24 protein-coding genes and 1 pseudogene are annotated in these 25,423 nt (G+C 71.4%); 17 read left to right on the top strand and 8 right to left on the bottom strand.

Features of this window, described 5'->3' with window-relative positions:
* Window positions 1-4 precede the first annotated feature (4 nt).
* Complete coding sequence (locus AB0M11_RS21230; protein WP_365707639.1) at window positions 5-898, bottom strand: RNA polymerase sigma factor SigF; 894 nt, start codon at window positions 896-898, stop codon at window positions 5-7.
* Between the two features lie 307 nt (window positions 899-1,205).
* Here AB0M11_RS21230 and AB0M11_RS21225 point away from each other — a divergent pair, with 307 nt between their 5' ends.
* The 6 genes from AB0M11_RS21225 to AB0M11_RS21200 all read left to right on the top strand — a co-directional run bounded on the left by AB0M11_RS21225 (window position 1,206) and on the right by AB0M11_RS21200 (window position 6,583).
* Window positions 1,206-1,619, top strand: a complete 414-nt coding sequence (locus tag AB0M11_RS21225) for an STAS domain-containing protein (RefSeq protein ID WP_365707637.1) — start codon at window positions 1,206-1,208, stop codon at window positions 1,617-1,619.
* 180 nt (window positions 1,620-1,799) lie between these two features.
* Window positions 1,800-2,321, top strand: coding sequence for an ATP-binding protein (locus AB0M11_RS21220; RefSeq protein ID WP_365707635.1), 522 nt, complete (start codon window positions 1,800-1,802; stop codon window positions 2,319-2,321).
* 249 nt (window positions 2,322-2,570) lie between these two features.
* Window positions 2,571-3,287: an LPXTG cell wall anchor domain-containing protein gene (locus tag AB0M11_RS21215; RefSeq protein WP_365707633.1), complete on the top strand. Its 717-nt coding sequence runs from the start codon at window positions 2,571-2,573 to the stop codon at window positions 3,285-3,287.
* Between the two features lie 28 nt (window positions 3,288-3,315).
* Window positions 3,316-4,191 (top strand): hypothetical protein, encoded by an 876-nt coding sequence (locus AB0M11_RS21210; protein ID WP_365707631.1) that lies wholly within the window; start codon window positions 3,316-3,318, stop codon window positions 4,189-4,191.
* Window positions 4,192-4,229: 38 nt separating this feature from the next.
* Window positions 4,230-5,276, top strand: a complete 1,047-nt coding sequence (locus AB0M11_RS21205) for a hypothetical protein (RefSeq protein ID WP_365707694.1) — start codon at window positions 4,230-4,232, stop codon at window positions 5,274-5,276.
* Between the two features lie 2 nt (window positions 5,277-5,278).
* Entirely contained in the window at window positions 5,279-6,583 is a 1,305-nt protein-coding gene (locus AB0M11_RS21200; protein WP_365707629.1) for a hypothetical protein, read from the top strand.
* A gap of 110 nt (window positions 6,584-6,693) precedes the next feature.
* Here AB0M11_RS21200 and AB0M11_RS21195 read toward each other — a convergent pair whose 3' ends face one another.
* Window positions 6,694-8,190 (bottom strand): oligopeptide:H+ symporter, encoded by a 1,497-nt coding sequence (locus AB0M11_RS21195; RefSeq protein WP_365707627.1) that lies wholly within the window; start codon window positions 8,188-8,190, stop codon window positions 6,694-6,696.
* Between the two features lie 490 nt (window positions 8,191-8,680).
* On the opposite strand from AB0M11_RS21195, the gene AB0M11_RS21190 reads away from it, so the two are divergent.
* Together AB0M11_RS21190 and AB0M11_RS21185 are read left to right on the top strand one after the other, a co-directional pair.
* Window positions 8,681-9,358 carry a response regulator transcription factor gene (locus tag AB0M11_RS21190; RefSeq protein WP_365707625.1) on the top strand — a complete coding sequence of 226 codons (678 nt, stop codon included), beginning with the start codon at window positions 8,681-8,683 and terminating at the stop codon, window positions 9,356-9,358.
* Window positions 9,359-9,402: 44 nt separating this feature from the next.
* Window positions 9,403-10,674, top strand: coding sequence for an ATP-binding protein (locus tag AB0M11_RS21185; protein ID WP_365707623.1), 1,272 nt, complete (start codon window positions 9,403-9,405; stop codon window positions 10,672-10,674).
* A 45-nt stretch (window positions 10,675-10,719) separates the two neighbouring features.
* Here the strand turns inward: AB0M11_RS21185 and AB0M11_RS21180 are convergent, their stop codons facing one another.
* Entirely contained in the window at window positions 10,720-11,223 is a 504-nt protein-coding gene (locus tag AB0M11_RS21180) for a GtrA family protein (protein WP_365707621.1), read from the bottom strand.
* 217 nt (window positions 11,224-11,440) lie between these two features.
* On the opposite strand from AB0M11_RS21180, the gene AB0M11_RS21175 reads away from it, so the two are divergent.
* The 4 genes and pseudogenes from AB0M11_RS21175 (at window position 11,441) to AB0M11_RS21160 (ending at window position 15,602) form a co-directional block, all read left to right on the top strand.
* Window positions 11,441-12,580 (top strand): 5-(carboxyamino)imidazole ribonucleotide synthase, encoded by a 1,140-nt coding sequence (locus AB0M11_RS21175; RefSeq protein WP_365707620.1) that lies wholly within the window; start codon window positions 11,441-11,443, stop codon window positions 12,578-12,580.
* Complete coding sequence (gene purE / locus AB0M11_RS21170; protein WP_365707618.1) at window positions 12,577-13,098, top strand: 5-(carboxyamino)imidazole ribonucleotide mutase; 522 nt, start codon at window positions 12,577-12,579, stop codon at window positions 13,096-13,098. The genes AB0M11_RS21175 and purE overlap by 4 nt, the downstream gene beginning before the upstream one ends.
* A gap of 21 nt (window positions 13,099-13,119) precedes the next feature.
* Window positions 13,120-14,295: pseudogene (locus tag AB0M11_RS21165) on the top strand (dipeptidase); the annotation flags it as partial.
* Window positions 14,296-14,504: 209 nt separating this feature from the next.
* The gene (locus AB0M11_RS21160) at window positions 14,505-15,602 is read left to right on the top strand and encodes a dipeptidase (RefSeq protein WP_365707616.1); all 1,098 of its coding nucleotides are present in this window, start codon (window positions 14,505-14,507) and stop codon (window positions 15,600-15,602) included.
* 81 nt (window positions 15,603-15,683) lie between these two features.
* Here AB0M11_RS21160 and AB0M11_RS21155 read toward each other — a convergent pair whose 3' ends face one another.
* Entirely contained in the window at window positions 15,684-16,070 is a 387-nt protein-coding gene (locus tag AB0M11_RS21155) for a VOC family protein (protein WP_365707614.1), read from the bottom strand.
* A gap of 16 nt (window positions 16,071-16,086) precedes the next feature.
* On the bottom strand, window positions 16,087-16,446 hold the full coding sequence (locus tag AB0M11_RS21150; protein WP_365707612.1) for a VOC family protein: 360 nt from the start codon (window positions 16,444-16,446) through the stop codon (window positions 16,087-16,089).
* Window positions 16,447-16,563: 117 nt separating this feature from the next.
* Here AB0M11_RS21150 and AB0M11_RS21145 point away from each other — a divergent pair, with 117 nt between their 5' ends.
* Window positions 16,564-17,070 (top strand): CGNR zinc finger domain-containing protein, encoded by a 507-nt coding sequence (locus AB0M11_RS21145; RefSeq protein ID WP_365707610.1) that lies wholly within the window; start codon window positions 16,564-16,566, stop codon window positions 17,068-17,070.
* A 245-nt stretch (window positions 17,071-17,315) separates the two neighbouring features.
* Here AB0M11_RS21145 and AB0M11_RS21140 read toward each other — a convergent pair whose 3' ends face one another.
* Window positions 17,316-18,659 (bottom strand): UDP-glucose/GDP-mannose dehydrogenase family protein, encoded by a 1,344-nt coding sequence (locus AB0M11_RS21140; RefSeq protein WP_365707608.1) that lies wholly within the window; start codon window positions 18,657-18,659, stop codon window positions 17,316-17,318.
* Window positions 18,660-18,837: 178 nt separating this feature from the next.
* Here AB0M11_RS21140 and AB0M11_RS21135 point away from each other — a divergent pair, with 178 nt between their 5' ends.
* On the top strand, window positions 18,838-19,995 hold the full coding sequence (locus AB0M11_RS21135) for an acyl-CoA dehydrogenase (protein WP_365707606.1): 1,158 nt from the start codon (window positions 18,838-18,840) through the stop codon (window positions 19,993-19,995).
* A gap of 137 nt (window positions 19,996-20,132) precedes the next feature.
* Complete coding sequence (locus AB0M11_RS21130; RefSeq protein WP_365707604.1) at window positions 20,133-20,498, top strand: four-helix bundle copper-binding protein; 366 nt, start codon at window positions 20,133-20,135, stop codon at window positions 20,496-20,498.
* 89 nt (window positions 20,499-20,587) lie between these two features.
* Here the strand turns inward: AB0M11_RS21130 and AB0M11_RS21125 are convergent, their stop codons facing one another.
* Entirely contained in the window at window positions 20,588-21,889 is a 1,302-nt protein-coding gene (locus tag AB0M11_RS21125) for an LCP family protein (RefSeq protein ID WP_365707602.1), read from the bottom strand.
* A gap of 120 nt (window positions 21,890-22,009) precedes the next feature.
* Here AB0M11_RS21125 and AB0M11_RS21120 point away from each other — a divergent pair, with 120 nt between their 5' ends.
* On the top strand, window positions 22,010-22,558 hold the full coding sequence (locus tag AB0M11_RS21120; protein ID WP_365707600.1) for an acyl-CoA thioesterase: 549 nt from the start codon (window positions 22,010-22,012) through the stop codon (window positions 22,556-22,558).
* Between the two features lie 148 nt (window positions 22,559-22,706).
* Here AB0M11_RS21120 and AB0M11_RS21115 read toward each other — a convergent pair whose 3' ends face one another.
* Complete coding sequence (locus tag AB0M11_RS21115) at window positions 22,707-24,128, bottom strand: LCP family protein (RefSeq protein ID WP_365707598.1); 1,422 nt, start codon at window positions 24,126-24,128, stop codon at window positions 22,707-22,709.
* Window positions 24,129-24,377: 249 nt separating this feature from the next.
* On the opposite strand from AB0M11_RS21115, the gene AB0M11_RS21110 reads away from it, so the two are divergent.
* Entirely contained in the window at window positions 24,378-25,412 is a 1,035-nt protein-coding gene (locus tag AB0M11_RS21110) for a glycosyltransferase family 2 protein (RefSeq protein ID WP_365707596.1), read from the top strand.
* Window positions 25,413-25,423 lie beyond the last annotated feature (11 nt).

The following is a 25,423-nucleotide window of genomic DNA, read 5'->3' as shown; positions in this document are numbered from 1 at the left end:
GTGCCTATTCGTCCAGGGTGAGTGCCTTGCGCAGCCGCGTGAGGGTGCGGGACAGCAGGCGGGACACGTGCATCTGGGAGATCCCCAGTTCGTCGCCGATCTCCGACTGGGTCATGCCCGCGACGAAGCGGAGGGAGAGGATGGTGCGGTCCCTGGCCGGGAGCTCCGCGATGAGGGGCTTCAGGGACTCGATGTACTCGATGCCCTCCAGGCCGTGGTCCTCGTAACCGATGCGGTCGGCCAGGGCGCCCTCGGACTCGTCCTCCTCGGGTTGCGCGTCCAGGGAGGAGGCCGTGTAGGCGTTGGAGGCCGCCATGCCCTCCACGACCTCCTCGTTGGAGAGGCCGAGGCGTTCCGCGAGTTCCGCGACCGTGGGGGCGCGGTCCAGTTTCTGGGCCAGTTCGTCGCCCGCCTTGGCGAGGTCCAGGCGGAGCTCCTGGAGGCGGCGCGGGACCCGTACGGACCACGAGGTGTCGCGGAAGAAGCGTTTGATCTCGCCGATGATGGTCGGCATCGCGAAAGTGGGGAACTCGACGCCGCGCGAGAGTTCGAAGCGGTCGATCGCCTTGATCAGGCCGATGGTGCCGACCTGGATGATGTCCTCCATCGGCTCGCTGCGGGAGCGGAAGCGGGAGGCGGCGAACTTGACCAGCGCGAGGTTCAGTTCGACGAGGGTGTTGCGGACGTACGAATACGTCTGCGTGCCTTCCTCCAGCGACTCCAGCCGCTCGAAGAGGGTCTTGGACAGGGCTCGCGCGTCGACCGCGTCCACCTCGTCGTACGGGGGGACCTCCGGGAGTCCGAGTTCGGCGAAGAATCCCTCGATGGCATCCAGTGGTTCCGGTGGGGGAGTCGACGTCGCCGTCGTGGGGTACGAGGCGTCGAGCCGGGGTGACATGGTGTCCTCCATCGTTCTCGGCAAGATCAGGCTGCCGGAGCCGTGCGTGCACTGCGGTGTGCGGGCGCCTCCAAAGCCGGCGTGTCGGTTGCGTGTCCCTCCTAGGCCTACCCGCTCCGTCGAACCACTCGCAAGTCCGTTCTATTGTGGTTTGTCCTTTTCCGCGAGGTTGTTCGGGTGTCGGGTTCCGTGCAGAAGGCGTAATGTTCGAGGGCGTCGACACGGCGTTCGGCGGACATCGGTGGGCATCGTCAGACAACGGTCAGACGGTGGTAAAAGCGGTCACGACCTCGGGAGAGAGACGGCAATGGACCACGGGACGGTCGGCAGCGCACAGTCGGGCCGGCTGCTGGTGGAGGTGCGGGAAGAAGGCTCCAGTGCCGTCGTGATTCCGGCGGGTGAGCTCGATCACCACACCGCAGACCTGCTGCGCGAGCCGCTGGACGATCTTCTCGACAAGGGGTTCGCCCGCCTTGTCGTCGACTGCTCACGCCTCGAGTTCTGTGACTCCACCGGCCTGAACGTGCTGCTCGGCGCACGCCTGCGGGCCGAGGCCGCCGGGGGCGGGGTGCACCTCGCCGGAATGCTGCCCGTCGTGGCCCGGGTCTTCGAGATCACGGGGGCCGAGGCGGTCTTCTCCGTCCATGACACCGTCGAGGCGGCGCTGGCCGACGAGGACGGCGGGGGCGACGGAGCCGGCGCGACCGGTGGCGAGGGCTGAGCCCCGGACCGGCGTCCGGAACCGGGGGGTGTTCCCGTGGATCGCTCGGGCAGGAGAGATCCTGGATCTGCCGGAGCACGGCCCGGCCCCGTTCGAGTCGATTGCGCCCTCGGGCCCGTACGAACTGCAGCAACGCGAAATTTTTCATGTGAACCGGTGAATCGGTGAGGTGAAGCGCTGATGAGCACCACCCGGCCTTACCCGCCGGGCGACCGCGGCCCGGAGCCCAGCGGCGCTTCGGGGGTGTCCGAGGAGGCGGCGTCGTCCGACGTGCTGCCGGCCTCGACGGGGGGTCGTCAGGTCCGCAGGCTGCGCCTCGACGGGGAGAGCGGGGTCGTGCCGCTCGCCCGCGACTTCACCCGGCAGGCGCTCTACGCGTGGGGGTGGCTGCCGGCCGAGAGCGCCGACCGCAGAGCCGCCGCGGAGGACGTGCTGCTCGTCGTGTCCGAGCTGGTGACGAACGCGTGCCTGCATGCGGAGGGGCCGGACGAGCTGTTCCTGGCCTGCGACAAGAAGGTGATCCGGGTGGAGGTGTCGGACCGGGGGGCCGGGCAGCCGGCGCCGCGGACACCGCATCGGGCGGGGCGGCCGGGGGGGCACGGGATGTTCATCGTGCAGCGGTTGTGTCTGGACTGGGGGGTCCTGCGGACGGCGGGGGCGGCCGGGAAGACGGTGTGGGCGGAGCTGGGGGCCCCGGCGTAAGGGGAGACGCGGCGTAGGGGGGGCGCCGAGTGGGTTGTGTGTCGGCTTGCGGTCGGTGGGGGCCGGTCGCGCCCGCGCGGCGGCAGCCGCATATCAGGCACAGCCCCGCGCCCCTTGCGAGGCGTTGCACAGGGTGCCTCGGTATCCCCACACTTCCGGCACGCCCTTTCTCTTCCCTCCTCATGAGCCCCGGCGTACCTTGACGGCCGAATCTGATACCTCGTCAGTAGCGAATGGGGTGGACCGACCGTGTCGTCGTACCCGAAACGTACCGCCGTGCTCGCGTCCGCCGCCCTCGCCGGATCGGCGGTGCTGTTCGCCGCCCCCGCGGCGCACGCCACCGTCGTCGACGTCGACTACAAGTGCGTGACGCCGATCGGCCCGAAGAGCGCCGTCTCGCCGATCGACATCACGAGCGTCAAGAGCGGCAGCGGCTACAAGATCACGATGTCCTGGCAGAAGGGCGTCTCCTCCAGCCCGGTCGAGCTCGGCAAGGGCGCGATGAACCCGAGCGCCACCATCAAGCTCGGCGGCGCCGACAGCGGCACCCTGAACGTCACCGGCGCCGCCAACCAGGCCGCGATCCCCGCCAACACCCCCATCAAGATCAACGACCTGAGCGGCACCTACACCCCGGAGAAGTCCGGCAAGGTGACGTTCACGGCGGGCACGCTCACCATCAAGGCGCTCGGTACGACGACCACCTGCACCCCCACCAACAACCCCGGCCCGTCGCTGACCCTGGACGTGACCGCGGCGGGCGGCGGGTCCAGCGGCTCCGGCGGTTCCGGCTCGTCGTCGTCCGGCAGTACCGGCAGCACCGGCAGCGACTCCGGCGGCACCCTCCCGAAGACCGGCCCCGAGGACTCCTTCGTCGCGCTCGGCACCCTCGGCGGCACCGTGCTGCTCGCGGGCGCCGCCGGCACGCTCTGGCTGACCCGGCGGAACCAGACCGCACGCCGCTGACCTCCGGGTCCGACAGCTGGAGCCGCCCATGCCGCCCGCCCAGTCAGCCGCCCGCGCCGCTCGGTCCGCCGCCCGGGGCCTCGGCCTCGGCGCGCTGGTCCTGCTCGCCGCCGCCCCGCGCGCGTCGGCCGCCGAGGGCTGGTCCCTCGCGCCCGCGGGCGGCGGCCGCCCCTCCTTCTACGCCGAGGGCGCCCCCGGGGCGGTCCTCCAGGACAGCGTGTCGGTGACCAACCCCGGCGGGCGCCCGGTCACGGTACGACTGGCCGGCACCGGCGTTCCCGTCACCTTCGCCGAGCCGACCGTCCGGGTGCCCGCCCGCACCCGTGCCGACGTCCCCTTCACCCTGACCGTCCCGGCCGGCGCGGCCCCCGGCGACCGCCCCGCCACGCTCGTCGCGAAGGACACCGGAGGCCGTACCGTCACCGCCCGGGTCCGCCTGCGCGTCGGCGGTCCCGCACTGTCCGCGCTGACGGTCGAACACCTCGCCGTCCACGGTGACCGCATCACGTACGAGCTGGTCAACCGGGGGACGACCGTGCTCGCACCGAAGCTCGCGGTGCGCGCGCACGGCATCTTCGGCCGCGTCCTGCTAGACCGGCCCCCGCGCACCCTCCCGGTCCGGCTCGCCCCCGGCACCCGCACCGCACTCAGCGAGCCCTGGCCCGGCCACCCCGCCCTCGACGCGGTCGACGTCCGGCTGACGGCGACGGCGGCGGGCGGCGCGCACGACACGGCGGACACCGAGGCACGGTTCGTGCCCTGGGGCGCGGTCGCGGGAGCCGGGGGCGCGCTCGTGGCGGGCGCCGCCGTGACGGTCGTACGACGGCGCGGGCGCCGGAGCCGTGCCGACCGGCCGGCCGAACCCCTGTCCGAGGAGGTCGAGTTGACGGGAGCAGCGAGGTGAGAGTGCGTGCGGTCCCGGTACTGGCGGTGCTGACGTCGCTGGCGGCGTTGTTCTCGCTGTTCCTCGTGCCCAGGGCGGCGGCCGCCGGCGGGCCGTCCGTCAAGGTCTCCACGTCCCAGGCGGGGACCGGCGGTTCGGTCACCGTCAGCGGCACCGGCTGGCGGCCGCACACCCTGCTGATGATGCTGGTCTGCGGCCAGTCGAGCCCGGCCCGGGGCGTGATCGGCGGCACCAACTCCTGCGCCAACGCCGACGGCCGCGCCGTCACCACCGACGCGAACGGCGGGTTCAGCAAGCGGCTCCCGGTCGCCGAACCGCCGGTGCCCTGCCCCTGCGTGGTGCACGTGGCCACCGTGACGGGCACCAGCGCCGACGCGGACGCCGCCTTCCAGGTCGCCGGACACCCCGTCAAGGCGCTGCCCGCCGAGCCCACCGGCGGCAGTCTGTCGATGCTCACCGACGCCCGCCTCGACGGCTCCTCGGGCCTGCTGACCTGGTTCGGCGCGCCCCCGTCCCGCACTCTCGTGTTCACCATCGGCAACGCGGGATCGAGCACCCTCCGGGATCCGGTCTTCCAGGTCGGCACCGCGCACAGCGTGTTCGCTCCCCAGTGGGACGAGCAGCAGTGGCACGGCACCCTCGCACCCGGCCGGAAGGCACAGGTCAGACTGCCCGTCGAGCTCGCCGCCGGGGCGCACGGCGACTACACCGTCTCCCTCCGGTACGACGGCAGGGTCCTCGCCGAGGAGCCCTGGGGCGTCGGGCGTCCCTGGGGCGTGACCCTCTTCTGGATCCTGCTCTGCGTGGTCGTACCGGCGGCCGTCTTCCGCATCGGGATGGCGGTCGTGGACCGGGTGCGGCCGCCCCGGGCCGGCGGCATCCGGCACCGGGGAGTGCCCCGCCCGGTCTTCCGCGCGCCGTGGCCGCGCGCCGGGGAGCCCGCGCCCTCGACGACCGCGACCGCCTCGACCCTGCCGTGGTTCACCCCGGACTCCGGTCCGGGCGCGACGGCGGGTCGGCTCTCCGCACCGCACGACGACAGCTCCACGAGTCCTCCGACCCCGACCACGAAAGGACCGACGTGATCATGCGAAGGAGAGTGACACCGGTACCGGCCAGAGCGGGCGCGGCGGCGGCCGCGCTGGTCCTCGCCGGGGCGGGCGTCCTGCTCGGCGCGGCGGCCGGAACCGCCCAGGCGGCCGAGGTGTCGTACGCCACCCACTGCGTACCGCCCGCCGGGGTCGCCGACCCGATCGACGGGACCACCAAGGTCGAGATCACCGCGCCCGCCACGGCGAAGGTCGGCGACACCGTCGACGTGACCTGGAAGTTCGTCCAGGCCGCGTCCAAGAACCCGGACATCATCGACCTGCCCGCGAACACGGTCCAGCCGTCCGGCACGCTGAAGGCGGGCGGTGCCCAGACCGCCGACGTCGCCATGCAGGGGCCGCGTGAGAACCCGGCGATCCCCAAGGGCGGCGACATGGTGCTGTCCGACATGACCGGCACGCTGAAACTCACCTCGCCCGGCGAGGTGACGCTCACGCCGGACGCGTACACGGTCAACGCGTACGGGACGAACACCGTGTGCACCCCGAAGGGCACGGTGGAGAAGGCGGCCACGATCCAGGTCACCGGCAGCGGTCCGAGCGACTCGGCGAGCCCTTCGGCCTCCGCTTCGGCCTCCGCTTCCGCCTCCGCCTCGCCGTCGGTCTCCGCGAGCCCGTCCGGGTCGGCGTCGGCCTCCGCCTCGGCGTCCCCCTCCGACGGCACCGGGCAGACCGACTTCACCGGCAAGCAGGTCGACGTCCCCTACGCCTGCAAGACCCCCATCGGCGACAAGAGCGCGACCTCGCCGGTGCAGATCAACGCCAGGAAGGACGGCGGCAGCTTCGATCTGACGGTGCGGTTCAACGGGTCGGTGATGGACAGCCCCGCCGACATCCCGGCGGGCTCGGTGAAGCCGTCGATGGAGGTGGTCCTGGGAGGAGCCGACAAGGGCACGGTCCATGTCGAGGGTCCCACCAACTCCTCCGCGATCAAGTCCGGCGACCCGATAAAGATCCCGGACCTGACGGGCACCTACAAGCCGGGCGCGAGCGGCACGTCGACGCTGTCGCCGGGCGTCCTGACGGTCAAGGCCCTCGGTACGACCACGACGTGCACACCGACCAGGACCGAGGTCTCCCTGACCCTGGACACGACGCAGCAGGCCGGCGGGGCGTCGGGCAGCACCACGTCGGGAAGCAGCGGCTCCAGCAGCAGCGGCGGCCTCGCAGAGACCGGCGACAGCAGCAACGGCGCTCTGAAGGCACTGGGTCTGGTGGCGGGAACGGCCGTCCTGCTGGGCGGCGCCGTGTTCACCTTCATGCCCAAGCGAAGGACGCGATGAGAAGGTCAGGGGCGCGAGGAACTGCGCGACCAGCCACATCCGGCGGATAGCCGGAACCCGACGAGGGCCACCCCATCCGAAGGATGCGGTGGCCCTCTGTCAGAAGACGATCAGTGCACGTCGCCCATGAGCTCCCGGACCTTCTTCCGGTACAGCCACACGGCCGCACCGGCGACCACGGCGAGCGCCGCCTGGAACGCCACGATCCCCGTCTTGTTCAGGTCGACACCGGCGATGGACAGCAGACCCGTCGTCGCGTCGCCCGCGGTGACCGCCAGGAACCACACGCCCATCATCTGGGACGCGTACTTCGCCGGCGCCATCTTCGTCGTCACGGACAGACCCACCGGGGACAGCATCAGCTCACCGACGGTCTGCACGAAGTAGATCCCGACCAGCCACATCGCCGCGGCCTTGTGACCGCCGTCGGCGATCGACAGCGGCGCGAGGAACAGGAAGAACGACGCACCGATCAGCACCAGACCACCGGCGAACTTCACGGCCGTGCTCGGTTCCTTGCCGCGCCGCGCCATCGCCAGCCACGCCCAGGCGAAGACCGGCGCGAGCGCCATGATCATGACCGGGTTGACGGACTGGTACCAGGAGACCGGGAAGTTCCAGCCGAAGATCGTGTTCTTCGCGGACGCGTCGGCGAACAGGGAGACGGTCGAGCCGCCCTGGTCGTAGATCATCCAGAAGACGGCGGCGGCCACGAAGAACCAGATGTACGCACTCATCTTGGACTGCTCGGCGCGGTCCAGGTCCTTGTCCCGCTTGATGCGGGCGATGACGACGACCGGGATCAGCAGACCGGCGATCGTGATCGGCACCAGCAGCCAGTTCAGCGTGTAGACGCCGGAGACACCGACGACGACGTAGAACACCGCGGCGACCGCGGCCCAGAAGCCGGCCTTCGTCAGCGTCGCCTTCTTCTCCGCGGCGGACAGCGGCGTCGGGACGATGTCCGAGCGCGAGCTCAGGTGGCGGGTGCCGAGCAGGAACTGGGCGAGACCCAGTGCCATGCCGACCGCGGCCAGCGCGAAGCCCAGGTGCCAGTTGTAGTTCTCGCCGACCGTGCCGATCACCAGCGGCGCGGCGAACGCGCCCAGGTTGATGCCGATGTAGAAGAGGGTGAAGCCACCGTCGCGGCGCGGGTCGTCCGGACCGTCGTACAGGTGGCCGACCATCGTGGAGATGTTGGCCTTCAGCAGACCGGAACCGATCGCGACCAGGCCGAGGCCCGCGAAGAAGGTGCCGGCGCTGGGCAGCGCCAGCGTCAGGTGGCCGAGCATGATGACCGTGCCCGCGACGGCGACCGTCTTGCGGGGGCCGAGGACGCGGTCGGCGAACCAGCCGCCTGGCAGGGCGAGCAGGTACACGAGCGACAGGTACACGGAGTAGATGGCCGTCGCCGTGGCCGCGCTCATGTGCAGGCCGCCGGGAGCGACCAGGTACAGCGGGAGCAGGGCCTTCATGCCGTAGTAGGAGAACCGCTCCCACATCTCGGTCATGAAGAGGGTGGCCAGTCCGCGGGGGTGGCCGAAGAAGGTCTTCTCGGAACCGGGGGTGCCCGGTCGGACCGAGTCCTTCGTCAGGCTGGACGCCATGGTCGTTCCTTGCTGGTCGGAGCGCGCGGTGGGGCTCTGCGCGCCCGTGGGGGGAGGGTGGCCGGCACCGGCGGGGTCCGCCCGTCCACCCCACGCCCACAGGGTTCCGCCCCGGGTCGCGGGGCGGTGGACGGCGACCACCGGGATCCACGTTCCGTCACGCTGCGTCGCGTCCGGAGCCCGGCCAGAGGTCATTCCTTTCAAGGCTGGCAGGCCAGCCCGCACACAAAAGAGACCCTCAGTGTCAAGATGCCCACCAAAGGTCACAGGGTGTACTACAGGCGTTCACGTCACTGTACGTCAGGACACTGCCGGATATGGAAGGACTTGAGACGCGGATCACAGGTGTGGGAGGAACCGTGCGCCGGTTTCGAAGGTCCTGCCACCCTCTCACCTCTCGCTCACAGGTTCGCACCACTGTGCCCCAAGGTAAGAATCCCGCGTGCCGATCACACCCCAGCACTGCGCGTAATCGGACTACCATCACCTCATGACCCGTGTACTGCTCGCCGAGGACGACGCGTCCATCTCGGAGCCGCTGGCCCGCGCCCTGCGCCGGGAAGGTTACGAGGTGGAGGTGCGCGAGGACGGACCCACCGCGCTCGACGCCGGAATGCAGGGCGGCGTCGATCTGGTCGTGCTGGACCTCGGGCTGCCCGGCATGGACGGCCTGGAGGTGGCGCGTCGGCTGCGTGCCGAGGGTCACGCCGTGCCGATCCTCATCCTGACCGCGCGGGCCGACGAGGTGGACACCGTCGTCGGCCTGGACGCGGGCGCCGACGACTACGTGACCAAGCCGTTCCGTCTCGCCGAGCTGCTCGCCCGGGTGCGGGCGCTGCTGCGGCGCGGTGCCACGGAGCCGACGCAGCCGCCGGCCACGCACGGGGTGCGGATCGACGTCGAGTCGCACCGGGCGTGGATGGGCGACGAGGAGCTCCAGCTCACGGCGAAGGAGTTCGACCTGCTGCGGGTGCTGGTGCGGGACGCGGGGCGGGTCGTCACGCGCGACCAGCTGATGCGGGAGGTCTGGGACACCACGTGGTGGTCGTCGACCAAGACGCTCGACATGCACATCTCCTGGCTGCGCAAGAAGCTCGGCGACGACGCGGCCAACCCCCGGTACATCGCCACCGTGCGCGGTGTCGGGTTCCGGTTCGAGAAGAGCTGAGCGGTGGGCGGTACCTCACAGGGCGCGACTGACGGGGCACTGACGTGCGGCGTCGGCTGATTCAGTCCACGTTGGCCGTCGTCCTCGTCGTCATCGCGGTCTTCGGCGTCTCCCTCGTCATCGTCGAGTCGCGGACCATCAGCAACAGTGCCCAGGAACGCGTCGACTCCGAGGCGCTGCGCCTCGCCAGCATCGTGGACAGCCGGATCCTCGAAGACGAGGACGTCACCGCCGAGATACTGCGCAGCCAGGTCGGCAAGGAGCAGTACGCCGTCATCCGGATCCCGGGCAAGGCGCCGATCGAGCTGGGTGTGAAGCCCGAGGGCGATGTCATCCACTACACGGCCGACGGCGAGGAGGGCGAGACGGTCACCGTCCAGGAGCCGCGGTCGACCGTGACCCGGGAGGTCGGCCGCACGCTGCTGATCATCGGGGCCGTCGCGCTGCTCGCCGTGATCGCCGCCGTGCTGCTCGCCATCCGGCAGGCCAACCGGCTCGCCTCCCCGCTCACCGACCTCGCGGAGACCGCGGAGCGGCTCGGCTCGGGCGATCCGCGGCCCCGGCACAAGCGCTACGGCGTTCCGGAGCTGGACCGGGTCGCCGACGTGCTGGACGCCTCCGCCGAGCGGATCGGGCGCATGCTCACCGCCGAGCGGCGGCTCGCCGCCGACGCCTCCCACCAGCTGCGCACGCCCCTGACCGCGCTGTCCATGCGGCTTGAGGAGATCACCCTCACCGATGACCCGGACATCGTGAAGGAGGAGGCGAATGTGGCGCTCACGCAGGTGGAGCGGCTGACGGACGTCGTCGAGCGGCTGCTGACGAACTCCAGGGACCCGCGCACCGGCTCGGCCGTCTCCTTCGACCTCGACGAGGTCATCCAGCAGCAGCTCGCCGAATGGCGGCCCGCCTACCGCAGTGCGGGCCGGGCGATCGTCAGCTCCGGCAAGCGGCACCTGCGGGCGGTCGGCACGCCGGGCGCGGTGGCGCAGGTGCTGGCCGCGCTGATCGAGAACTCCCTGATGCACGGCGGTGGCACGGTCGCCCTGCGCACCAGGGTGACCGGCAACCAGGCGGTGGTCGAGGTCACCGACGAGGGCGCCGGGGTACCGGCCGACCTGGGCAACCGGATCTTCGAGCGGACCATCAGCGGCCGCAACTCCACCGGGATCGGGCTGGCCGTCGCGCGGGATCTCGCGGAGGCCGACGGGGGCCGCCTGGAACTGCTCCAGGCCCAGCCGCCGGTGTTCGGTCTCTTCCTGTCCCGCACCCCGCCGCCGCACAAGCCGGCCGACGACCGGCCGACGGTCCGCTAGGACGTCCGCCGGGAGCCGGGAGCCGGGAGCCGGGAGCCGAGGGCGCTAGCGCACCCGCTGCCAGGGCTTCTCGGTGTCGGCGGCCCGCTCCAGGAGAGCCTCCGCGTTCGCGACCGTCTCGCGGGCCGGGAGCGCCTTGAACACCCAGGTGCGGTACGACCAGAAGCGGAACAGCGTCGCCACGCCGATGCCGACGAACTTGAAGACGTTGCTCTGCAGCGGGCTGTCCCAGCCGAACCCGTACGTGGCCAGATACAGCAGACCGTTCTCGATCACCAGGCCGACCGCGCTGAACAGCAGGAACAGGGTGAGTTCCTTGGTGCGGCCGTGCTTGTCGCGGTCCCGGTAGGTCCAGTACCGGAACCCCAGGTAGTTGAAGACGATGGCGACGACCGTCGCTATGACGCTCGCTCGCACCACCGGCAGGTCGGTGACGTGCCGGACCAGGTTGAAGACGCCGAGGTTCACGAGAATGCCGGCACCGCCGACCGCGCCGAACTTGGCGACTTCCCGTACGAGCCGTTGCAGCCCCGAGGAACCACGTTCCATGGTTGTGCGGGCTCCCGTCCGTAGGTATTGCGACCCAGCCACTCTAACGACCCAGTCTCCCCGACGCCTGTGGATGGCGACACAGGACGGGAACGGCTTGGAAAGAACACCGGAAAACCGCGGGAAAAGCGGGGCAAGAGGCGGCGAAGCGGCTGGTAAGAGCCCTGGTCGAGGGAGCGGAAACCGGCCACCCCGGTATGGCCGATACCCTAGGGGCGTGACGTTCCCGGTAGTCGGCATGGTCGGCGGGGGCCAGCTCGCGCGTATGACGCACGAGGCGGGCATCCCGCTGGGCATCAGGTTCAAGCTTCTCAGCGACACCCCCCAGGATTCCGCGGCCCAGGTGGTGAGCGATGTCGTCGTCGGCGACTACCGCGACCTGGAGACGCTGCGCGCCTTCGCGCACGGCTGCGATGTGATCACCTTCGATCACGAGCACGTGCCCACCGAGCACCTGCGGGCCCTGGAGGCGGACGGCATCCCCGTGCGTCCCGGCCCGGACGCCCTGGTGCACGCCCAGGACAAGGGCGTGATGCGGGCGAAGCTCGACGCGCTCGGCATCCCGTGCCCCCGCCACCGCATCGTGGCCGACCCGGAGGACGTGGTCCGGTTCGCGGCCGAGGGCGACGGCTTCCCCGTCGTGCTCAAGACGGTCCGCGGCGGCTACGACGGCAAGGGCGTGTGGGTCGTGGAGACCGCCGAGGAGGCCTCCGACCCCTTCCGGGCCGGGGTGCCGGTCCTGGCGGAGGAGAAGGTCGACTATGTCCGCGAGCTCGCCGCCAACGTCGTACGCTCCCCGCACGGCCAGGCCGTCGCCTACCCCGTGGTCGAGTCCCAGCAGGTGGGCGGCGTCTGCGACACCGTGATCGCGCCCGCCCCGGACCTCGACGAGTCGCTCGCCCTGCAGGCCGAGGAGATGGCCCTGCGCATCGCCAAGGAGCTGGGCGTCGTCGGCCACCTGGCCGTCGAGCTGTTCCAGACCCGCGACGGCCGCATCCTCGTCAACGAGCTGGCGATGCGCCCGCACAACTCCGGCCACTGGAGCCAGGACGGCGCGATCACCAGCCAGTTCGCCAACCACGTGCGGGCCGTTCTCGACCTGCCCCTGGGCGACCCGCGGCCCCGCGCCAGGTGGACGGTCATGGTCAACGTCCTCGGCGGCGACTACCCGGACATGTACTCCGCGTACCTGCACTGCATGGCCCGCGACCCCAAACTGAAGATCCACATGTACGGCAAGGACGTGAAGCCCGGCCGCAAGGTCGGTCACGTCAACACCTACGGCGACGACCTGGACGACGTTCTCGAGCGCGCACGTCACGCTGCCGGCTACCTGAGAGGCACGATCACCGAATGAGCCCTGTTGTTGGCATCGTCATGGGTTCGGACTCCGACTGGCCCGTCATGGAGGCCGCCGCCAAGGCCCTGGACGAGTTCGAGATCGCGTACGAGGTCGACGTCGTCTCCGCGCACCGCATGCCGCGCGAGATGGTCACCTACGGCGAGCAGGCGGCGGAGCGCGGCCTGAAGGTGATCATCGCCGGTGCCGGGGGTGCCGCCCACCTCCCGGGCATGCTCGCCTCCGTCACGCCCCTGCCGGTCATCGGCGTCCCGGTCCCGCTGAAGTACCTGGACGGCATGGACAGCCTGCTCTCCATCGTGCAGATGCCGGCCGGCGTCCCGGTCGCCACCGTCTCCGTCGCCGGCGCCCGCAACGCCGGCCTGCTGGCCGCCCGTATCCTCGCCACCCACGACGAGGAACTGCTCGGCCGGATGCGCGACTTCCAGCAGGACCTCAACGACCAGGCCACCGAGAAGGGCAAGCGGCTGCGCGCCAAGGTCGAGGGGCCGAGCGGCTTCGGCTTCGGCAAGTAGGACTCCGGGAAGCAATACGCAATGACGTCCCTCGATGAAGCCCGGTCCCTGCTGCGTGACTTCCCGGTCGTCGACGGCCACAACGACCTGCCCTACGCACTGCGCGAGCAGGTCCGCTACGACCTCGACGCCCGCGACATCGCCACGCACCAGAACGCACACCTGCACACCGACATCCCGCGCCTGCGGGAAGGCGGCGTCGGCGCGCAGTACTGGTCGGTGTACGTCCGCTCGGACCTGCCGGGCGCGGTCCCGGCGACCCTCGAACAGATCGACTGCGTACGGCAGCTGATCGCCCGTTACCCGGGCGACCTGCGGGCCGCGCTGACCGCCGCCGACATGGAGGCGGCGCGCGCCGAGGGCCGTATCGCCTCCCTGATGGGCGCGGAGGGCGGCCACTCGATCGACAACTCGCTGGGCACCCTGCGCGGTCTGTACGAGCTGGGCGTGCGCTACATGACGCTCACCCACAACGACAACAACGACTGGGCGGACTCCGCGACCGACGAGCCGAACGTGGGCGGTCTGTCGGCCTTCGGCCACGAGGTGGTCCGGGAGATGAACCGCCTGGGCATGCTGGTCGACCTCTCCCACGTGGCGGCCACGACCATGCACGCCGCCCTCGACACCTCCACCGCCCCGGTGATCTTCTCCCACTCCTCCTCCCGGGCCGTCTGCGACCACCCCCGCAACATCCCGGACGACGTCCTCGAACGCCTCCCCGGCAACGGCGGCCTGGCGATGGTGACGTTCGTGCCGAAGTTCGTGCTCCAGGCGGCGGTCGACTGGACGGCGGCCGCCGACGACAACATGCGCGCCCACGGCTTCCACCACCTCGACACCACCGAGGCGGCGATGAAGGTCCACCACGCCTTCGAGGAGACCAACCCCCGGCCGGTCGCCACGGTCGCCACGGTCGCCGACCACCTCGACCACATGCGCGAGGTCGCCGGCATCGACCACCTCGGCATCGGCGGCGACTACGACGGCACCGCCTTCACCCCCGACGGCCTGGGCGACGTCTCCGGCTACCCCAACCTGATCGCCGAGCTGCTGGACCGCGGCTGGTCCCGGGCCGACCTGGCCAAGCTGACCTGGCAGAACGCGGTCCGCGTGCTGGGCGCCGCGGAGGACGTGGCCCGCGGCCTGCGGGGGACCCGGGGGCCGTCGAACGCGACCATCGCCCTTCTGGCGGGCGGCGCGGGCGGGGGGGCGGTGGGGGTGGGGGGGGTGTGGGGGGGGGGCGGCTGCGGGGCCCGGCCCCCCCGCCGGGGCGGCGGGGAGCTGGGGGGGGGGGGGGGCGCCCCCCCCACCCCCCCGTCCACCAGGAACCCTCCCGGGCAGGCGTGCGACGGTGAGCTACAGCCCCTTCACGACGTAGCTCACGACGACGTACGGAGCCCTCCATGGCCGACCTCCAGCACGACACCCCCGCCACGACCGAGGTCGGCAGGGAGGACTGCCTCCCGGACGACCCCTTCCCGGTGGAGTCCGGCGCCGCGTTCCTGGAACGGGCCCACGCGCTGCTGGAGGCGTATCCGGTCGCGGACGGCTACAGCGGGCTGCCCCGGGCGCTCGGGTCGCTGCCCTGGTACGACCTGGAGCTGGGCGAGACGGCGGTCGACACGGACGTGCCGCGGCTCCGTGAGGGACATGTGGGCGCGCTGTTCTGGTCCCTGCAGGTGCCGGAGGCCGACCGGGGCGGCCGGGCCGTGGGAGCCACGCTGGAACAGCTGGACCTGGTGCGCCGGGTGGTCGAGACGCACCCGGAGGGGCTCCGGCTGGTGCGCACCGCGGGGCAGGTCATCGACGCCCGCAACTGCGGCCGGGTCGCCGTGGTGCTCGGCCCCGCCTCCGCCGCGGCCCTCGACGACTCCCTCGGCATCCTGCGGGTCCTGCACTCCCTGGGCCTGCGCGTGCTCTCGCTGGCCGGCGCCGCCTGGGCGGGGGAGGCGGGACTGACCCGGTTCGGCGAGGAGGTGGTCCGGGAGATGAACCGGCTCGGGGTGCTCGCCGACCTGTCGGGCGCCCCGGCGGCCGCCCTCGCCCGGACCCTCGCGCTCTCCAAGACACCGGTCCTGTGCACCCGCTCCGCCGCCGCGGCCGTGCGCCCGCACCCCGCCAACCTCTCCGACGACCTGCTCGCGCGGCTGGGGGAGCAGAAGGGCGTGTGCATGGTGCCGCTGGCCGCCGAGCAGGCCGGGCCGGCCGTCGCGGACGTCGCCGACCACCTCGACCACGTCCGCGTGGTCGCGGGGCCCGAGTGCGTCGCCCTGTCCGGCACCTACGACTCGGGCGCCGCCCACCCCCGCGACCTCGACGACACCTCCCGCTACCCCCACCTGATCGCCGAACTGCTCCGCCGCGGCTGGTCCGAGACCGAGCTGTCCCTGCTGACCTGGGGGAACATCCAACGGGCCCTGCGCAGCGCCGACTTCACCGCCCGCGCGACCCAGCGCCGCAGGGACCCCACCCCGCCCCGCCCGGCGGACGCGGAGTCCTGAGACCCACCTGGTCTTCGCGGACGGGGCGAGCGGACCGGTTCGGTTGGCCGGGGTCGGCCGACCTCGGTGCACAAGACCGGTTCAGGAGATCCGGCACAGGCAGAACGGATGGCCGGCCGGGTCGGCGTACACCCGGAAGTCCTCCGCGACCGGATCGGCCTCCCGCCGCAGCAGCCGCGCCCCCAGCGCCAGCACCTTCTCCTCCGCCACGTCGACGTCCGCCCACGTCGGCCCCGCGTCGAAGTCGAGATGGAACTGCTGGGAGTTGAGGTCGGCCCGCGGCCACTCGGGCGGGGTGTACCCCTCCGCCAGCTGGAAGCACAGCCGCGGCCCGTCGGGGAGCTTCAGCACGACCCAGTCGGCCTCCTCGGCCACCAGGGTGCCACCGGCCACGGCGGCGTAGAAGCCGGCCAGCGCGGCCGGGTCGGGACAGTCGAGCACGACGTTGCGCAGACGCGCCACGGACATCGGGAGCCTCCTCAGCTCAGCCGGCACAGAGACAGAACGGGTGCCCCGCGGGGTCGGCGTACACCCGGAAACTGCGCTCCCGGTCCGCCGCGTCCAGCGGCTTCGCGCCCAGCTCCAGCACCCCCTTCTCGGCCGCGTCCAGGTCGTCCACCACCAGGTCCAGGTGGAACTGCTGCGAGTCGTCGGGCGCGGGCCACTTCGGCGCCACGAATCCGGGCGCCTTCTGGAACGCCAGCGCCTGCCCGCCGGGCACCGCCAGGTCCACCCAGTCCCCGTCCCCCTCGACACTGCCGCCCAGCACCCCGGCGTAGAAGCCGGCGAGCGCGGCCGGGTCGGGACAGTCCAGGACGACGACACCGAGCTTGGCGAGAGCCATGACTTCCTCCTCGAAGTCGGAGTTACCTGCAAAGCCGTTCAACCAGTAACTGCCGTTACCGCATGCTCCCGCATCGGTGGTAACGCCGCAACCGGATTCCGGAGGTACCGTGCAGGGATGAGTGAGAGATCGCCCGCGCCGGGCGGCCTGGCCCTGGTCGAGGCCCTGGTCAACACGCTGGACCTGGAGTCGGGCACCGACACGCTCGACACGGCGGACGGCAGGGCACGCCTCGGCATCACGGAAGCCGAGCTCTCACCCGCCCGCGCCCTGCGCGAGTCCCTGCGCGCCTCCCTGCTCGCCCACGCCGGGTACCCTCCGCACCGCGAGGTCATCCCCCTGAGCGACCTGCTGGCACAGGCCCCGCTGTACGTCGCCGTCGACCCCGCCGACGGCTCGGCTGCCCTCACCCCCGCCGACCCGGCCCCCCTCCTCTCCCGGATCGCCGCCGCCGTCGCCATGGCCCTGGTCGAGGGCACCTGGACCCGCCTCAAGGCCTGCGAGGCCGACACCTGCCACTGGGCCTACTACGACCGCAGCCCCGCCGGCCGCGGCCGCTGGTGCTCCATGCAGGTGTGCGGGGCACGCCAGAAAATGCGCCGTTACCGGGCCAAGGAGCGGTAGACCACAGCCCGTTCACCGGAAAAGCGTGTGCCGCGTGGTGCAGAATGCAACAAGACACCGGTTCGGCCGACTGAGCCTCGGCCGAACCGGTGTCGCCTTTCTGCCCTCTGCCCTCTGCCCTCTACCGTGGGCGGATGCCCTGTGGACGAAGCGCCCCGCACGGGAGCGCCCCGAACGGGGCGCGGGGCGGTATCACTGTGCGGCTCCGCCGCGCGGGCGCGCTCGGCCCCCACGCACCCGCAGCCTCACGCGGTCGGCCGCCCCATGGCGCGATACGTCCACCCGGCTCGCCGCCAGGCCTCCGGCTCCAGCGCGTTCCGCCCGTCGAGGATCACCTTCGCCGCGGCCACCTCTCCCAACGCCGCCGGATCCAGCTCCCTGAACTCCCGCCACTCGGTCAGGTGCAGCACCACGTCAGCCCCCCGCACACACTCCTCGGCGCTGCCGGCGTAGCCGAGCGTCGGGAACAGCTTCCGCGCGTTCCCCATCCCCTTCGGGTCGTACACCGTCACCTGCCCGCCCTGCAGATGGATCTGCCCCGCCACGTTCAGCGCCGGCGAGTCCCGGACGTCGTCCGAGTCCGGCTTGAACGTCGCACCGAGCACCGCCACCCGCTTCCCGAGGAAGGACCCGCCGCCGAGCGCGTCCCGGGCCATCTCGACCATCTGCCCCCGGCGCCGCATGTTGATGGAGTCGATCTCGCGCAGGAAGGTCAGCGCCTGGTCGGCACCGAGCTCACCGGCCCGCGCCATGAACGCACGGATGTCCTTCGGCAGACAGCCACCGCCGAACCCGATCCCGGCACGCAGGAACTTCTTCCCGATCCGGTCGTCGTACCCGATCGCCTCCGCCAGCTTGGCCACGTCGCCGCCCGCGGCCTCGCACACCTCCGCCATCGCGTTGATGAAGGAGATCTTGGTCGCGAGGAAGGAGTTCGCCGCGGTCTTCACCAGCTCCGCGGTCGGGAAGTCCGTCACCACGAACGGCGTCCCCTCGCCGACCGGCGTCGCGTACACCTCCCGCAGCAGCTTCTCGGCCCGCTCGCTGCGCACCCCGACCACGATCCGGTCGGGACGCAGCGTGTCCTGGACGGCGAAGCCCTCGCGCAGGAACTCCGGGTTCCAGGCCAGTTCGGCCTCGGCCCCGGCCGGCGCGTGCTCGGCGAGGTAGGCGGCCAGCCGCTCCGCGGAACCCACCGGCACCGTCGACTTGCCGACGACCAGCGCGGGCCCGGTCAGGTGCGGGGCCAGCGACGCGACCGCGGAGTCGACGTACGACATGTCGCAGGCGTACTCGCCGTGCTTCTGCGGGGTGTTGACACAGACGAAGTGCACGTCACCGAAGGCACCGACCTCGGCCCAGTCGGTGGTGAAGCGCAGCCGCCCGCTGGAGCCCTCGAACCCGGCCACATGCCGGCGCAGCAGCTCGTCGAGCCCCGGTTCGTACATCGGGGTCTCGCCGCGCTCCAGCATCGCGATCTTCTCGGGCACGACGTCCAGCCCGAGCACCTCGAAGCCCAGCTCGGCCATGGCCGCGGCATGCGTGGCGCCGAGGTAGCCGGTGCCGATCACAGTGATCTTGAGGCTCATGAATGCTCCAGCTCGGGGACGGTCGGTGCGGGCTGCGGCCCGAGCATAACCGGGCCGTGTTCCGGGCAACTTTCCCGCTGTCGCCAAGCTCACGTGCCCTATCCGTGGGCCGCGCTCTAAACTTTGAGTTACTTAACAGTAATTAGCGTCAGCACCACTGCGTCTGGAGTGAGAGACCTTGGCCGGATCGGCTGACTTCGACCTGTACCGCCCGTCCGAGGAGCACGACATGCTCCGGGACGTCGTCCGCGCGCTGGTCGAGGCGAAGATCGCCCCGTACGCAGCCGCGGTGGACGAGGAGGCCCGCTTCCCGCAGGAGGCGCTCGACGCCCTGGTCGCCAACGACCTGCACGCCGTCCACGTCCCCGAGGAGTACGGCGGCTCCGGTGCCGACGCGCTCGCCACGGTCATCGTGATCGAGGAGGTGGCCCGCGCCTGCGTCTCCTCCTCCCTCATCCCGGCCGTGAACAAGCTGGGTTCGCTCCCGGTGATCCTCTCCGGCTCCGAGGACCTGAAGAAGAAGTACCTCGCGCCGCTGGCCAAGGGCGACGCCATGTTCTCGTACTGCCTCTCCGAGCCGGACGCGGGCTCCGACGCCGGCGGCATGAAGACGAAGGCGGTCCGCGACGGCGACCACTACGTCCTCAACGGCGTGAAGCGCTGGATCACCAACGCCGGCGTCTCCGACTACTACACCGTCATGGCGGTCACCGACCCGGCCAAGCGCACCAAGGGCATCTCCGCCTTCGTCGTCGAGAAGGCCGACGAGGGCGTCTCCTTCGGCGCCCCGGAGAAGAAGCTCGGCATCAAGGGCTCGCCGACCCGCGAGGTCTACCTGGACAACGTCCGCATCCCCGCCGACCGCATGATCGGCGCGGAGGGCACCGGCTTCGCCACCGCGATGAAGACCCTGGACCACACCCGGATCACCATCGCCGCCCAGGCCCTCGGCGTCGCCCAGGGCGCCCTCGACTACGCCAAGGGCTACGTCCAGGAGCGCAAGCAGTTCGGCAAGCCGATCGCCGACTTCCAGGGCATCCAGTTCATGCTCGCCGACATGGCCATGAAGATCGCCGCCGCCCGCGCCCTCACCTACCAGGCCGCGGCCGCCTCCGAGCGCGGCGACGCCGACCTCACCTTCCAGGGCGCCGCCGCCAAGTGCTACGCCTCCGACGTCGCCATGGAGGTCACCACCGACGCCGTCCAACTCCTCGGCGGCTACGGCTACACCCGCGACTACCCGGTCGAGCGCATGATGCGCGACGCGAAGATCACCCAGATTTACGAAGGCACGAACCAAGTTCAGCGGATCGTGATGGCCCGCAACCTGCCGTAGCGGCAGGCGGGTCAGGTGAGGCGCCCCCCGGGGCGCCTTCACCGTTGGCGCTCTCGAATGGCACTACCGGAGGGTCGGGCTTAGGACGGGAAGCACACAGGGACCACCCCGGACCCCGCCCCCCACCTGGAGGAGCCATGACCCAGACCGGACCCATGACGGCCATGTCCAAGCAGATGCAGGAGTGCGTCAACATGTGCATGGCCACGCACACGATGTGCGAGGAGACCCTGAGCTCCTGCATGTCGATGGAGGGCGGCCAGGCCCCCATGCGCATCATCCGCGCCCTGATGGACTGCTCGGAGACGACCCGCATGTGCGCCGACATGATGATGCGGCGCTCGCCGCTGTCGCCCGAGATGTGTGCGATGTGCGCGAAGGCGTGCGACATGTGCGCCGAGGCGTGTATGTCGATGCCCGACGACCCCCAGCTGAAGCGCTGCGCGGAGGCGTGTCGCCGCTGCGCCGAGATGTGCCGCTCCATGGCGACCATGCCCATGTGACACCCGCCGCAAGGCCGCCCAGGGGCCTCCGGCCGGAGGCCCCTGGTGTCCGCCTAGGGGGACGCGGTGGCTGCTGCCGCCGGGCGGGCTCAGTTGCCGGAGACGGTGACCTTCTCGTCGTTCTTCAGTTCGTCCACCAGGGTCTTCATCTTCGCCTTGTCCCAGACGAGGTTCCCGTTGACGGAGCCGGAGATCGGCATGTTCATGGACACGCCGTCGCCGCCGTTGACGTCCTTCATCGCGAAGAACATCGACGCCAGGTCCCACAGGCTCATGTCCTTGTCGACGGTGAGGGAGTCGAGGCCCGCGCCGAGGGTCGGGTAGAGCTTGAAGGGGTTCAGGATCGTCGACGGGGTGGCCACCTGGTGGGCCAGGGCCGCCAGGAACTTCTGCTGGTTCTTGGTGCGTTGCAGGTCGGACGCGGCGAAGGCGTGCCGGGTGCGGACGAAGGCCAGCGCCTCCTCGCCGTTCAGGGTCTGCTTGCCGGCCTTGAAGTTCGCGCCCGAGTAACTGTCCTTGAAGCCCTTGTCGATGGTGATCGTGACACCGCCGACCGCGTCCACGATGTCCGCGAAGCCGGCGAAGCCGATCTCCACGTAGTGGTCGATGTGCAGACCGGTGTTGAACTCGACCGTGCGGACGAGGAGGGTCGGGCCGTCCTCGGCGTAGGCCGCGTTCAGCTTCGTGTACCGGCCGGTGTTCGGGTAGACCTTGCCGGACGTCGACCCCTTGTAGGAGGGGATCTCCACGTTCGAGTCACGGGGGAGCGAGACCAGCGTGTCGCCGTTGTCGCCGACGTGCAGGATCATCATCGAGTCGGTGCGCTGGCCCTCGGCCGACCCGGTGTGCAGCTTCTTCTTCTCCTCGGCCGACATGCCCTTGCGGCTGTCGGAGCCGACGATCAGGTAGTTGGTGCCCTTGCCCGCCGCGGGCCGGTCGATGACCTTGGACAGGTCGACGTCCCGGTGCAGCTTGGAGTCGGCCCAGAAGTAGGTCGAGACGGATGTGACGATCAGCACGCTGACGACGACGATCGCCGTCCACTTGATCCGCTTGCGCCAGTTGGCGGCCGGGCGCGGACCGCGCTCCTGGGTGCCGCCGGGGCCCCCGCCGCCGGGGCCGCCGCCGTAGACCTGGCCGGTGTTGTACCCGCTGTCGTAGCCGTCGTACCCGGCACCGCCGTCGTAGCCGCCGTCGTACGACTGCTGCTGCGGGACCCCGGCGTAGTAACCGCCGCCGCCCTGCTGCGGGGCGCCGTACGGCGGTGCCGACGGCTCCCCGCGCCGTACCTGGCGCATCACGCGGGCGCCCTCAGGCTGCGCGCTCGCGCTTCCGCGTCCGTACCGGTCGCCGCGGTTGTCGTCCGACCATCCCTGGGGCCATTCGCTCATGGGCCCCAGTGTGCAGGCAGCGGCCATGCCTCTTACAAGGGTCGTCGGAAAATCAGGGCACCCCTGTTGCGAAGCCGACACAAAATTCCGGGATTGTCGCCTCGGCATAAGGTGGGGGCCATGACAGACCAGGCCCCCGAGGCGGAATCCGACATACCCGGCAAGCCGACGTCCGCGTCCCGGACCACGCTGAGCCACATCATGACCCACAACGACACCAACCTTCTCGGCACGGTGCACGGCGGTGTGATCATGAAGCTCGTGGACGACGCGGCGGGCGCGGTCGCCGGCCGCCACTCGGGCGGTCCCGCGGTCACCGCGTCCATGGACGAGATGGCGTTCCTGGAGCCGGTCCGCGTCGGTGACCTCGTCCACGTCAAGGCCCAGGTCAACTGGACCGGCCGGACGTCGATGGAGGTGGGGGTGCGGGTCCTCGCCGAGCGCTGGAACGAGTCGGCGCCCGCCACCCAGGTCGGCTCGGCCTACCTGGTCTTCGCGGCGGTCGACGCGGACGGCAAGCCGCGCCGGGTGCCGCCGGTGCTCCCGGAGACCGACCGGGACCGCCGCCGCTACCAGGAGGCCCAGATCAGGCGCACGCACCGGCTGGCGAGACGCCGGGAGATCCGCGAGCTGCGCGAGCGCAGGGTGGCGGAGGGTTACGTGGACTAGGACGACGGCGGCCGGTCGGGCGCGGCGCTGTCGTGGCTGGTCGGACAGCTCCCCGCGCCCCTGAAAAAAGGGGGCTGCAGTGCGCCCCTTCAGGGGCGCGGGGAACTGCGCGACCAGCCCCCACCGGCCGGTACCCGGCACACAACCGTCAGCACACCTTCTCGTCGCCGCGGATGACAGAAGCCTCTCCCCGCGGCGCCGGCTCGTCCACCCGCACCTTCCGCACCGCCCCCGTGAAGTCCGCCCCCACCGTCACCCGCAGCACCGGCCCCAGCCCCGGCACGGCCCGCAGGACGCTGCCCGGCAGGGCCGCGGCCAGCGAGCGGGCCGAGCGGTCCCAGCGCGGGTCGAAGGAGACCACCGTCCGCCTCAGGTCGCGCCGGGCGGCACCCACCGGCCGGTGGTTCGTCGCGAAGCCCGCCGCTGCCAGCGCCGCGTCCATCCGCCGGGCCAGCCCCGCCGTGGTCGTGCCGTTCTCCACCTGGACCCGGATCCCGGCGGGCGCCACCTCCACCGTCGCCGGCGGTGGCCCCTGCGGCTGCGGCTGCGGCTGCGGCTGCGGCTGCGGCGGGTGTGTGGGCGCATGCGCCGGCGCGGGCGGCGCGATCGGCTGGTCGTCGCGCAGGGACCGGAACAGCCGGTCCGCCCCGGCCCGGTCCCACTTCAGCGTCGAGCCGACGCCCTTCACGGCGTACCCCATCTGCGCGACGGGGACGGTCGTGAACTCGGACGAGGACGGCGAGAAGTTGCGCATGGCCCGGCCGAGGTCCAGCAGCTCGTCCGTGCCGAAGCCCGTGTCGGCCCGTACCGACCCGAGCACCGCCCGCGTCACGTCCCGGAACCTGATCGGGTTGAGCAGCACCCCGCTCGACGTGGCCCGCTCGATCAGCGACGCCAGGAACCGCTGCTGCCGCTTCATCCGGCCCAGGTCGCTCGCCGCGTCGACGTGCCGGGCGCGGACGTACTGCAGTGCCTGGCCGCCGTGCAGGACGTGGGTGCCGGGGGAGAGGTTCAGGCCGGTGTAGGAGTCCTTCAGGGGCTGTGCGGTGCAGACCTGGACCCCGCCGAGCACGTCGACGGTGCGCATGAACGTGATGAAGTCGACCTCCAGGTAGTGGTCGATCTTCAGATGGGTCAGGTCCTCGACGGTGCGGACGGTCAGCTGCGGGCCGCCCTCCGCGTAGGCCGCGTTCAGCTTGATGGGGTGGGCCGGGCGCGGGCGGTGCGTGGTCTCGTCGACGCGGGCGGGCACCTCGGCGTACGAGTCGCGCGGCAGGCTGACCACCGTGGCGCGCTCCCGGTCCGCCGAGATGTGCACGATCATGATCGTGTCGGTGCAGTGGCAGGGCGCTCCCCCCAGCCGGTACCTGCGCCGCTCCCGCTCGGTGATCCTGTCGCGGCCGTCGGTGCCGACCAGCAGCACGTTCATGCCGTGGCCCGCGGCGGGACGGTTCTTCATGTCCTTGAAGGGGTCCACCCGGGTGATGTCCGCGTCCAGCCCGGCCATCACCGAGTGACCGATCCCGGCCGAGGCCAGCACCACCACCGAGAGTGTGCTGACCGCCCGCATGGCCCAGCGCGGCCGCCGGGGCCTTCGGGGTCGTACCGGCGGCCGCGGGGCCTGACGGGTGGGTTGTGCGGGGCGCTGCGGCCGGGCGGGCCGGACGGGGGACCGGGGCGGGCTGGCGGACAAAGGACACCTCCGGACGAGGCCGTACGTGGGATCCGTGAGCACGGTAGGCCGATACGACCTTCAGCCCGCCCCGCCGCCCATGCGGCGCGCACCCGTGTCCCCCGTTCGCGGTAACGTGAGCCCCCTATGAACGCCAAGCCCGACGTGCGGCACCCCGCTGTTTCTGTGATCATGCCCGTCCTCGACGAGGAGCGGCATCTGCGCGGGGCCGTCCAAGCGATCCTCGCGCAGGAGTACGCCGGCGAGCTGGAGGTCGTCATCGCCCTCGGTCCCTCCAAGGACCGTACGGACGAGATCGCGGCCGAGCTCGTGGCCGAAGATCCCCGCGTGCACACCGTCCCGAACCCGACCGGGCGCACCCCGGCCGCGCTGAACGCCGCGATCAAGGCCTCCCGGCATCCGATCGTGGTCCGCGTCGACGGCCACGGCATGCTCTCGCCGGACTACATCGCGACCGCCGTACGGCTCCTGGCGGAGACCGGCGCGCAGAACGTCGGCGGCATCATGCACGCCGAGGGCGAGACCGCCTGGGAGCAGGCGGTCGCGGCGGCCATGACCTCGAAGATCGGCGTGGGGAACGCGGCCTTCCACACGGGTGGTGCGGCCGGTCCCGCCGAGACGGTCTACCTGGGCGTCTTCCGGCGCGAGGCGCTGGAGCAACAGGGCGGCTACAACGAGGAGTTCATCCGCGCCCAGGACTGGGAGCTGAACTTCCGGATCCGCGAGGCCGGCGGGCTGATCTGGTTCTCGCCGGAGCTGCGGGTGTCGTACCGGCCGCGGCCGAGCGTGAAGGCGCTCGCCAAGCAGTACAAGGACTACGGGCGTTGGCGGCACGTCGTCGCCCGCTACCACGAGGGCTCCATCAACCTGCGCTACCTCGCCCCGCCGACCGCGGTGTGCGCGATAGCCGCGGGGATCGTCGTGGGGGCGCTGGTCACCCCGTTCGGGTTCGTCGTCCCCGGCGGCTACCTCGCGGCGATCGCCGCCGGGTCCCTCCCGGCCGGAAAGGGGCTGTCGCTGAAGGCGCGGCTGCAGATCCCCGTCGCCCTCGCCACCATGCACATGTCGTGGGGGTACGGCTTCCTGACCAGCCCCAGGTCGCTGGCGAAGCGGGTCATCGCGTCCCGGCGCCCCGCGGTGCTCAGCCCCTCCTCGAACTGAGCACCGGCGTC

The organism is Streptomyces sp. NPDC051987 (assembly GCF_040680735.1).
Taxonomy (GTDB): domain Bacteria; phylum Actinomycetota; class Actinomycetes; order Streptomycetales; family Streptomycetaceae; genus Streptomyces.
This window is presented reverse-complemented; position numbering and strand designations above follow the sequence as displayed.

Coding starts and splice junctions, on each gene's coding strand:
- AB0M11_RS21220 (WP_365707635.1), top strand. CDS start 1,800: ATGAGCACCACCCGGCCTTACCCGCCGGGCGACCGCGGCCCGGAGCCC.
- AB0M11_RS21110 (WP_365707596.1), top strand. CDS start 24,378: ATGAACGCCAAGCCCGACGTGCGGCACCCCGCTGTTTCTGTGATCATG.
- AB0M11_RS21195 (WP_365707627.1), bottom strand. CDS start 8,190: ATGGCGTCCAGCCTGACGAAGGACTCGGTCCGACCGGGCACCCCCGGT.
- AB0M11_RS21200 (WP_365707629.1), top strand. CDS start 5,279: ATGCGAAGGAGAGTGACACCGGTACCGGCCAGAGCGGGCGCGGCGGCG.
- AB0M11_RS21210 (WP_365707631.1), top strand. CDS start 3,316: ATGCCGCCCGCCCAGTCAGCCGCCCGCGCCGCTCGGTCCGCCGCCCGG.
- AB0M11_RS21190 (WP_365707625.1), top strand. CDS start 8,681: ATGACCCGTGTACTGCTCGCCGAGGACGACGCGTCCATCTCGGAGCCG.
- AB0M11_RS21150 (WP_365707612.1), bottom strand. CDS start 16,446: ATGGCTCTCGCCAAGCTCGGTGTCGTCGTCCTGGACTGTCCCGACCCG.
- AB0M11_RS21125 (WP_365707602.1), bottom strand. CDS start 21,889: ATGAGCGAATGGCCCCAGGGATGGTCGGACGACAACCGCGGCGACCGG.
- AB0M11_RS21145 (WP_365707610.1), top strand. CDS start 16,564: ATGAGTGAGAGATCGCCCGCGCCGGGCGGCCTGGCCCTGGTCGAGGCC.
- AB0M11_RS21155 (WP_365707614.1), bottom strand. CDS start 16,070: ATGTCCGTGGCGCGTCTGCGCAACGTCGTGCTCGACTGTCCCGACCCG.
- purE (WP_365707618.1), top strand. CDS start 12,577: ATGAGCCCTGTTGTTGGCATCGTCATGGGTTCGGACTCCGACTGGCCC.
- AB0M11_RS21120 (WP_365707600.1), top strand. CDS start 22,010: ATGACAGACCAGGCCCCCGAGGCGGAATCCGACATACCCGGCAAGCCG.
- AB0M11_RS21225 (WP_365707637.1), top strand. CDS start 1,206: ATGGACCACGGGACGGTCGGCAGCGCACAGTCGGGCCGGCTGCTGGTG.
- AB0M11_RS21160 (WP_365707616.1), top strand. CDS start 14,505: ATGGCCGACCTCCAGCACGACACCCCCGCCACGACCGAGGTCGGCAGG.
- AB0M11_RS21140 (WP_365707608.1), bottom strand. CDS start 18,659: ATGAGCCTCAAGATCACTGTGATCGGCACCGGCTACCTCGGCGCCACG.
- AB0M11_RS21130 (WP_365707604.1), top strand. CDS start 20,133: ATGACCCAGACCGGACCCATGACGGCCATGTCCAAGCAGATGCAGGAG.
- AB0M11_RS21115 (WP_365707598.1), bottom strand. CDS start 24,128: ATGCGGGCGGTCAGCACACTCTCGGTGGTGGTGCTGGCCTCGGCCGGG.
- AB0M11_RS21230 (WP_365707639.1), bottom strand. CDS start 898: ATGTCACCCCGGCTCGACGCCTCGTACCCCACGACGGCGACGTCGACT.
- AB0M11_RS21180 (WP_365707621.1), bottom strand. CDS start 11,223: ATGGAACGTGGTTCCTCGGGGCTGCAACGGCTCGTACGGGAAGTCGCC.